Annotated in this window: 9 protein-coding genes; 7 read left to right on the top strand and 2 right to left on the bottom strand. The window is 46.6% G+C overall.

Annotated features, from left to right (window positions below):
• Positions 1 to 44 precede the first annotated feature (44 nt).
• Entirely contained in the window at positions 45 to 1229 is a 1185-nt protein-coding gene (locus tag ENN47_11455) for a glycine C-acetyltransferase (GenBank protein ID HDP78770.1), read from the bottom strand.
• 23 nt (positions 1230 to 1252) lie between these two features.
• The gene (gene tdh, locus ENN47_11450) at positions 1253 to 2299 is read right to left on the bottom strand and encodes an L-threonine 3-dehydrogenase (GenBank protein HDP78769.1); all 1047 of its coding nucleotides are present in this window, start codon (positions 2297 to 2299) and stop codon (positions 1253 to 1255) included.
• 762 nt (positions 2300 to 3061) lie between these two features.
• Between tdh and ENN47_11445 the strand changes: the two genes are divergently transcribed.
• The 7 genes from ENN47_11445 (at position 3062) to ENN47_11415 (ending at position 9377) form a co-directional block, all read left to right on the top strand.
• Positions 3062 to 4189, top strand: coding sequence for an ABC transporter substrate-binding protein (locus ENN47_11445; GenBank protein ID HDP78768.1), 1128 nt, complete (start codon positions 3062 to 3064; stop codon positions 4187 to 4189).
• A 107-nt stretch (positions 4190 to 4296) separates the two neighbouring features.
• Entirely contained in the window at positions 4297 to 5184 is an 888-nt protein-coding gene (locus ENN47_11440) for a branched-chain amino acid ABC transporter permease (protein ID HDP78767.1), read from the top strand.
• 6 nt (positions 5185 to 5190) lie between these two features.
• Positions 5191 to 6228: a branched-chain amino acid ABC transporter permease gene (locus tag ENN47_11435; GenBank protein ID HDP78766.1), complete on the top strand. Its 1038-nt coding sequence runs from the start codon at positions 5191 to 5193 to the stop codon at positions 6226 to 6228.
• Positions 6225 to 6998, top strand: a complete 774-nt coding sequence (locus tag ENN47_11430) for an ABC transporter ATP-binding protein (GenBank protein HDP78765.1) — start codon at positions 6225 to 6227, stop codon at positions 6996 to 6998. Before ENN47_11435 ends, ENN47_11430 begins: the two co-directional genes overlap by 4 nt.
• A complete protein-coding gene (locus ENN47_11425) occupies positions 6991 to 7695 on the top strand; it encodes an ABC transporter ATP-binding protein (protein HDP78764.1) in 705 nt (234 codons plus the stop codon). Before ENN47_11430 ends, ENN47_11425 begins: the two co-directional genes overlap by 8 nt.
• Before the next feature lie 294 nt (positions 7696 to 7989).
• Complete coding sequence (locus ENN47_11420; protein ID HDP78763.1) at positions 7990 to 8826, top strand: hypothetical protein; 837 nt, start codon at positions 7990 to 7992, stop codon at positions 8824 to 8826.
• The gene (locus tag ENN47_11415) at positions 8775 to 9377 is read left to right on the top strand and encodes a hypothetical protein (GenBank protein HDP78762.1); all 603 of its coding nucleotides are present in this window, start codon (positions 8775 to 8777) and stop codon (positions 9375 to 9377) included. Before ENN47_11420 ends, ENN47_11415 begins: the two co-directional genes overlap by 52 nt.
• Positions 9378 to 9494: the final 117 nt, after the last annotated feature.

Raw genomic sequence — 9494 nt, 5'->3', positions numbered from 1 at the left:
TGCAACAACAAAGATTATATTCAACTGAAGTTAAAGCCGTGTTTTTACTTTATGACGCCAAGTTCCTTCCCGATCAGTTCGAACTTGGAGACTGCAAAGTCCAGATCCTTCCTCGAGTGAGAAGCGCTTATCATGACTCTTATTCTGGCCTTCCCCTTGGGAACGGTTGGGAAGCCGATCGAACTTGCAAATATGGACTCTTCAAAGAGCCTTTTCGAGAACGTCGAGGAAAGCTTCGCATCGTAAAGCATCACAGGAGTTATCGGAGTCTCACTATGTCCCGTATCGAAACCGAGCGCCTTGAGCTGATCCTTGAAATAGCCTGCATTACTCCACAGCGTCTTGACCAGTTCGTCAGATGAAGAAAGCTTCCTTACGGCCGCGATCGCGGCTGCAGTTTCGGCCGGAGAGAGGGAGGAACTGAAGAGAAACGGGCGTGCCTTCTGCTTCAGATAATCAATCAGTGTCTTCTTGCCGGCGACAAAACCTCCCACTATTCCAAAGGCCTTCGAAAGAGTTCCGACCTCGATATCTACGCTTCCATGCAATCCGAAGTGGTCGACTATGCCCCTCCCATGGCTTCCGAGAACACCTTCGCCGTGCGCATCGTCGACCATCAAAATAGCACCGTACTTGTTCGTCTTTTCGACAATCTCGGGCAGTGGAGCAAGATCACCGTCCATCGAAAAAACACCGTCCGTTATTACCAGCTTTCTCCTGGCCCCGTCGGACTCGGCCTTTCTCAGCTGAGTCTCCAGGTCATTCACATCCTTATGCTTCCAGACATATCTCATGGCTTTTGTCAGCCTAACTCCGTCAATTATGCTTGCATGGTTCAGTTCATCGGAGAGAATAGCGTCCTCTTCGCTAACAATCGGAGCAATTACCGACTGGTTTGCATTGAAGCCCGACTGAACAACCAGCGTGGATTCGACTCTCTTGAACTTTGCCAGTCCCCTTTCGAGCTCGTTGTGCAATTCGAGCGTTCCCGCGATCGACCTAACGGCTCCAGGTCCAATCCCCCACTTTCTTATGCCGTCGATCGCCGCCTCCTTGAGCTCTTCGTCGAAACACAGTCCAAGGTAATTGTTGGAACACATGTTAAGAACTCTCTTCCCCTCGATGTTCAGCCAGGCGCCTTGAGGCGATTCGAGTGTCCTTATCTTGACAAGCAGACCCTTCTCCTCAAGCTCCTCCATTTCCTGTTTAAGAACATCAAAATCAAACATCTAAACACCTCCGACAAGTCAATTCAGAATTCAAGGATTACCTTTCCGGAAATACCTCTCTTCATGACATCAAAACCCTCTTCGAATCTATCTGCGGGAAGAATGTGCGTGACGACAGGCGAAAGGTCGATTCTACTGTTCTTAAGCAACTGAGTCGCGACCTGCCAAGTCTCGAACATCTTTCTACCCGTAATACCGTACATTGTTAGACCCTTGAAAGTGAACAGCCCGTTTATATCAAATGATAACTCACCGGGAAAGACTCCAAGAAGAGAAACGACGGCCCCGTTAGTAAGACTCTGAAGACCCTGAATGAAGGCCGTAGAGTTTCCCGACATCTCGAGAAGAACATCGGCTCCGTTGTCTTCGGTAAGGGCTCTCACTCTGGAAGGAAGATCCTCTTCTGTCGGATCGATCACTATATCGGCTCCCATCTTTCTCGCCAGATCCTTTCTGAACTCCTTGATCTCAGACACGAATACTTGAGCCGCCCCTGCAACCTTCGCCACCGCTACCGCCATCACTCCGATAGGTCCGGCCCCGGTAATCAGGACATTCTTTCCGGTGAGATCTGTTACGAGCGCAGTGTGAACGGCATTGCCGAAGGGCTCCATTATCGAAGCATATTCCGGAAGGATTGAAGGATCTACCTTCCACAAGACAATCTCGGGAACCCTCACATATTCTGCGAAGACTCCGTCCCTGTGCACACCGAGAATTTGCATGTTCTTGCATATATGCATCTTGCCGGTCCTGCACTGAAGGCATTTCTGACACGGTATGTGGGTCTCGGAAACCACCAAGTCTCCTACAGCGACCGATGTGACATTATCACCAATTTTTACCACCTGTCCAGTGAACTCGTGTCCTCCTATCTGTGGAGGACGGATCCTCTTCTGAGACCATTCATCCCACTTGTAGATGTGAATATCGGTACCACAAATTGAAGCTCGTTTGACTTTCACCAGAACATCGTGTGGACCAGGTTCTCCAGGTACTGGAACCTTCTTTAGAATAAGTCCTGGTCCCGGACTTTCCTTTACGATCGCAATCATAGTTTCCGATTCCAATTCAATTACCTCCTTCTGGTTGTCGTTACAAGTTGTAAGTGTACACTCAACTTCCTGTTTTTAAAACCTCCCTATCATGTACCAATCAACAATTATGGACACTGGTAGCCTTCAATTGCTCGATACTCACAATTGAGTTACCCTAAGGCTTTTAGAAATACAAATGCGAATCGAACCAGATCCTTTTGAAAAGCCAAAGAAATTCGACCGATTCGCAGTCTTCAAATAAATAAGCTGGACACACAATTATCAGATTTACGGTAAATAACGTCCACGGTTCTAAACTTCTCCATATAGATTCTCGGTTCCATAACTGACCTATTCTAGCAAACTTGGCTCACGAATCGTTCCTAACCTTTTGGTCCTCAATTTTTAGTATTCCTAGCGAACTTGTCCAATGGCCATCCCCTATCAGCCGTAATTAACTGAGAAGACCATTTTTGGGAATCGGTTTTGAAGGAATCGTTATGGTATGATCGCAATGGAAGTTTCTATGTTGATCATATTCAGTAGTCAATTGTGTTTATTGCAGCTCAAAGTCTGCTGAAGTGAACCTGGAATTGGCACTTGTCGTCTCAACAAATGTAATTGACGTTTTCGCTCGGTACTGTGTAACTTGTTTAGCATGAAAGCCTTTCTTGTATGCGCAGGCAGTTTGTGTTCGATCATTCTATTTCTGCGCTTAATGTTGTGCATTAGCATATTGTGGGTGATCTCAGCTCTAGATGTTAGTAGGCAATCACAATTGTGGAGGTGAGGTTAGTGAAGAGATTTCTAGTTCTGGCAGTTGTTATGATGTTGGCTTTAGCGATGTTTGCTGTTGATCCAATCGTTATTGGTGTTTTCGAGCCTATGACTGGTCCTTACGCTGCCGGCGGGCAGCTCACTATGGAGGGAATTACCCTTGCGGCCGAGCAAGTGAAGGAGGTTCTTGGAAGGCCTGTAGAACTGGTTTTGGTCGATAACAAGAGCGAGAAAGTCGAAGCATCCAACGCAGTTTCTAGGTTGATTCAGTTCAACAAAGCATCGGTAATTATCGGTAGCTACGGAAGCGCCGTTGCAATACCAGGTAGCGAAGTGGCCAATGCGGCAGGAGTTCCGATGATCGGATGTTCACCGACGAACCCGCTGGTAACTTTGGGCAAGGAATATGCTTTCAGAGTCTGTTTCATCGACCCCTTCCAGGGAAGCGTAATGGCAAAGTTCGCGGTTGAGGACTTGGGTGCGAAGACCGCCGTTATCATTCAGGACATTGCTTCAGACTATTCAGTCGGGCTTTCCCATTACTTCCAAAACTCTTTCAAGAGCCTTACTGGTGATAACAAATCGATAACAGGTGTCATTTCTTACCAGACCGGAGACCAGGATTTCACCGCACAGCTTGCGTATGCCCAGGGAAAAAATCCAGACGTGGTTTTCATTCCCGCAGCGTCTTACGGAGAGGCTGCACTTATCATCAAACAGGCTCGTGAACTGGGAATTCAATCTCAGTTTCTTGGCGGAGACACGTGGGAAGTTCCAGAGTTTCTGCAGGTCGGTGGAGCGTCGGTTGAAGGCAGCTACTTCAGTACGCACTTCGACGTGGCAGTAGCACCGACTCCAAAAGCGGCCGAATTCATAGATGCATTCAAAGTCAAGTATGGAGTCGAACCTAGTGCGTTCGCGGCTCTTGGATATGATGCATTCATGTTGGCAATTGATGCCATTATAAGAGCTGATTCTGCCGTTCCCGAGGACATTAAGAATGCGCTTAGGGCAACAAAGAACTTCGAAGGTGTCACAGGATATATTAATATCGACGTAAACGGTGATGCAGTAAAGGATGCAATAGTTAGGGTCGTTAAGGATAATGCATTCGAGTTCGTGAGTGTTGTGAAACCCGCCGAGTAGATAAAATCAGTTCAGCAGGATTCATGAAGTGTGTTACTAGTAGTACGCAGGCGGAGTTGTCTCGCCTGCGTACTACTAAATCGTAGTTTATAAAAGGCGGTGGAGTGATGAGTCTTGATGCTTTCTTTCAGCACCTTGTGAACGGGATCTCTTTGGGCTTTATTTTTGGACTTATTGCTATAGGTTATACTCTTGTTTATGGAGTAGTAAAGTTAGTCAATTTTGCCCATGGCGAAGTGTTCATGATGGCTGCCTTCTTTGTCTTCTTCGGATTCACGTTGTTCTCAATGCCTTGGTGGCTTGCGGTCGTAATTGGAATAGCCTTGACTATGGTTCTTGGGGTTGGAATAGAGAGAATTGCGTACAGACCACTGAGAAATGCTCCGAGAATATCTTCTCTTTGTGCTGCTATAGGTATGTCCTTCTTGCTCCAGAATCTGGCGGTGGTCATGTTTGGAGGAAGGCAGAAGTCTTTCTATGTTCCCCCGTTTCTTGCCACGACCATAAATGTGGGTGGAGTAAAAGTACAAGCCGTTACTGTTGCTACGATAGTGGTTTCCGGCATTGTTCTCGTAATTCTAACCTTCCTTATTAATCGCACCAAGATGGGCCTTGCAATGAGAGCGCTGTCAGTTGATTTTGATACAGCGAAACTAATGGGCATTAATGTGAACAGAACAATTGCGTTCACATTTGCTCTTGGTTCAGCATTAGCTGCGTTAAGTGCAATACTGTGGGCTCTTCGATATCCTCAGATTTGGCCTTTCATGGGTTTCTTTCCCGGTTGGAGAGCGTTCACTGCGGCTATTATTGGAGGTATTGGAAGTGTTATAGGAGCATTATTTGGAGGATTCATGCTGGGAATGATAACCATATTGCTGGTAGCTTTCTTTCCTGCAGCGGCAGGTTACAGAGACGCAATAATCTTCGTATTGTTGGTTGTTATCTTGCTTGTGAAACCTACCGGAATATTCGGTGAGAAGATGAGTAGGTGAGTGATTGTGAATAAAAAGACTAAACTTATCCTAACGATAGCGAGTGTTTTGGTCTTCCTGCTGTTGATAGGACTGGCTGAAAGTTTTCTGGATCCGTTCTTGAGAAGAATTCTGAACGTTGCGGGAATATACGTAATACTAGCGGTGAGCCTTAATCTTATTAATGGATTCACCGGGCAGTTCTCCCTCGGGCATGCTGGGTTCATGGCAATAGGTGCTTACACGGCTGCCTTGCTGTACATGTCGCCAGCGCTGAAAGCGATGAACTTCTTCATACAGCCATTGATTTGGCCACTTAGTGAGATACAGATCCCGTTTTTCTTTGCGTTGATTGTTGGTGGTGCTGTTGCTGCGGTTGCGGGCTTTGCTGTTGGTGCTCCTTGTTTGAGAGTTGGAGGAGATTACTTAGCAATAGTCACGTTCGGCTTCGCTGAGATCATTCGCGTAATACTGAATAATTTACAGGGTATCACAAACGGGCCTTTAGGACTAAAGGGACTGCCAACTTATACTAATCTTTGGTGGACCTGGGGTTGGGCACTTTTCACAATATACTTCATTAAGAAACTGGTTGATAGTAGTTACGGAAGAGCACTGAAATCAATCCGAGAAGACGAAGTTGCGGCTGAGGCTATGGGAATAAACCTATTCAAGCACAAGACATTAGCCTTTGTTGTGGGCGCATTCTTTGCTGGAATTGGTGGAGGACTACTTGGCAGTCTTCTTATGACAATTGATCCGAATTCCTTCAATATAAATCTTACTTTTCAGATCGTTATGATCATTTTACTCGGCGGTTTGGGAAGCATAACGGGAAGTATTGTAATGGGTGTGACTTTCGCATTCTTGATGGAATTCCTTAGGTTTGTTGAGTCGCCGATGAATGTTTTTGGTATGGTGATTCCTGGAATTGCCGGAATGAGAATGCTCATATTCGCGGTCATTCTTGTCATTACTGTCATATTCTTCAGACGAGGTCTTTTTGGACAGAAAGAGTTTTCTTGGGATTGGTTTTCCAGAACAGGAAGGAGGAATCCTGAATGAGTCTACTGAAGCTAGAGAAAGTTACCAAGAGATTCGGTGGACTCACTGCTGTTTCGGATTTCAATCTGGACCTTGAAAAAGGAGAGCTCGTTGGACTTATTGGACCAAATGGAGCTGGGAAGACTACTATATTTAATCTTATAACGAACACTTATATGGTGAGCGAGGGTAAAATCTCTCTCGACGGCAAAGACGTAACGGGAATGAAAACCGACAGGATAACAGCTGTAGGAATAGCTAGAACGTTCCAGAACATACGACTCTTTTCGGAACTCTCAGCGTTTGACAATGTGAGAACAGCCTGTCATCTGCGCCTCAAATCCTCTGTGCTTTCAGCAGTTTTTGGCTTGCCTGGTTACAGGAAAGAGGAGACAGAGATAGAGCACAGGACAAAAGTTCTGCTTAATACGCTTGGCCTGGAGAAGTACGAGAAGGATCTCGCCGGATCGCTTCCCTATGGGCTTCAGAGAAAGCTAGAGATAGCGAGAGCCCTTGCGACAGACCCGAAAGTGTTGCTGCTGGACGAACCCGCTGCAGGAATGAACCCCGAAGAGACACTGGCACTGGGAGCATTAATATTGAGAATAAGGAAGGAATTCAACTTGACGGTTCTATTGATAGAGCATGATATGAGTCTTGTGATGAGTATCTGTGAGAGGATAGTTGTTCTCGATCACGGTGTAACTATCGCACGCGGGCTACCAAAAGAGATTCAGAATAATCCGGAAGTTATTACAGCTTACCTTGGAACGGGTGATTTGTATGCTTAAAGTTGTAAATCTAAACGTATACTACGGAGGTATTCACGCCCTGAAGGGAATTTCTTTCAACGTTGAGGAAGGCAAAATCGTAGCCCTTATTGGAGCAAATGGAGCCGGCAAGTCCACTACGCTGAGAAGTATATGCGGACTCAAGAAGGCTAAGGAAGGAGAAATAACCTTCAAATCCGATGTCATAACTAACAAACCTACGAACGATATCGTGAAATCCGGAATGACTCTCGTCCCAGAGGGTAGGAGGATATTTCCAAATCTCACAGTAACCGAAAACCTGATGCTAGGAGCTTTTTTGAGAAAAGATAAAGACGAGATTGCAGAGGACATCGAATGGGTGAACACACTTTTTCCAAGGTTGAGAGAGAGAAAGGATCAAAAAGGTGGGACTCTTTCAGGCGGAGAACAACAGATGCTGGCGGTAGGTAGGGCTCTCATGTCGAGACCGGATCTGCTGATGTTGGACGAACCCTCTCTTGGACTTGCACCTGTAATTGTTGGGGAAGTGTTCAAGGTCATTCGTAAGGTACACGAGGAAGGCAAGACCATTCTGTTGATAGAACAGAATGCTTTGGGTGCCCTTAAGTTAGCTGATTACGCGTATGTTCTTGAAACCGGAAGAATAGTTCTTGAAGGTAAGGGCGAAGAGCTACTGAACAACGAACAGGTGAAGAAGTCTTACCTGGGCGGTTAGTTTTGTCTGGAGAGATAGTTTTAGGGAGTTTACCCCTGGTGAAATTCTGAGTAAAGCATGAATTTTTATCCAGTTACCTGACTTATTTTGGGGATCGGCACGGAATTCGAGTTGGCTGAGATTTTTTGTCTTGATGATGGAGTATTACCGTGAATTCTTTGCCAGTGCTGCGGAGAGTTTATTCATCCTTCGGTAGATTCTTGCCGAATCCGGGCACCTTTTCCCGATCTTCTTATAGCTATCCTTTAGCCTTTGAACATATCGATATCGATTGCTCATTCATGAGAACCTCTTTTGTTTAGAATGGAGTATCACCATCTGATCTATGCGTGTGATAGAAGTCTTCAAAGTCTTCTGTCCGGCAAATTTGTGAAGCGGCTGACGGTCACTTCGGTCGATCCGCTTTTCAGAGGGGGTGATCGTTTCAAAGACAGACTGAGAGATTTGAGAAAGTGTGACACAGGGAAATTTCCGAATCATCTTTTGTGTTGTGTTTACCCAAGGAGGTGGACCATTGTGAGGTTTAAGCTTGTATTAATTGTTGCTATCGTTGCGATGTGTGTTTCCGCACTAGCAGTGACAGTTCCGACTTTCGACTGGACTGCGAAAGCGGACGAGGTTCCCGCTGCTGCACTAATGCGTGATTTCTCGGTTGATTATCCTGAGACACATCCACTTGTAGAAGGCGTTTTCGATTGGGAGCACTACTTCACGTATGAAGAAGCTGTTTACTGGTGTCTTAAATGGGCCGAAGATTTTCCCGACCTGGTAGATGTCTATACCGTCGGCGAGTCCTTTCTCGACATCCCCATCTACCAGATAACGATCACTAACAAGGCTACCGGCAAGGACACCGACAAGCCCGCGATGTTCGTTGCTGGCAACAGGCACGCGGGTGAAGTCACGGCCAGAACTGCAACCATGCTCTTCGCATATGATCTGATAAACGGATACGGCAAAGATGAAGAAATCAGCTATCTTGTTGACAACTTTACGTTTTACGTACGTCCCACTGAGACCCTGATGGAGGTCAGCTGTATCTTACGACACCGTACACTCTCAGATCAACCGTCCGCCCTATGGACAACGATGGCGACGGTCTCTTCGACGAGGACAACGGACCTGATCTGAACGGCGACGGTTTCATAAGGCAGATGAGGATATACGTCGGCGAAGGCGAAGGCAACTACATAATCGATCCGATAGATCCTTTGGGCAGGGTAATGACCAACGTTGGAACCGGTAAAGGCGATTACCTGGTCCAGACAGAAGGCATTGATTCAGATGGCGACGGTAGAATTGGAGAAGACGGACCTGGCGGTCTCGATCTTCACAGAAACTACCCCGAGAACTGGAGACCAATGGCCGAAGCTACCGGCAGAGGTTACACGCAGGGCGGAGCCGGCGAATATCCACTTTCCGAAACCGAAATGAGAGCTATGTTCCTGTGGATGGTAACTCATCCGAACATCTCGATAGTTCAGTCAATGGATACTTCCGTTCCGATGCACCTGAGACCACCGTCAACCAGCAGAACAGATGAGGCCATGTACTACACCGACAACGACTACTACTTGAAGTTCGATACTGATGGAGTCAAGGAGTCTGGGTACGCATGGGCCGGTGACGTGTTCTGGACCTACAGCAACAGAAGGCGAATTGAAAGAGGACAAGATTGGTGAGTAGCCCAGGGGGATTTCACCCCCAGGCTCTCTCAGAACCGGACTTGAACCTCTCAATTCATCCGGCTCCCATTATCCAGCCGCATAGAGTATCCCCATTGTCCAATATGCAAAGGA

It is taken from the genome of Mesotoga infera, assembly GCA_011045915.1.
In the GTDB taxonomy this organism is placed as follows: domain Bacteria; phylum Thermotogota; class Thermotogae; order Petrotogales; family Kosmotogaceae; genus Mesotoga; species Mesotoga infera_D.
The sequence above is the reverse complement of the archived record's forward strand: the minus strand, read 5'-3'. Positions and strand labels throughout refer to the sequence as shown.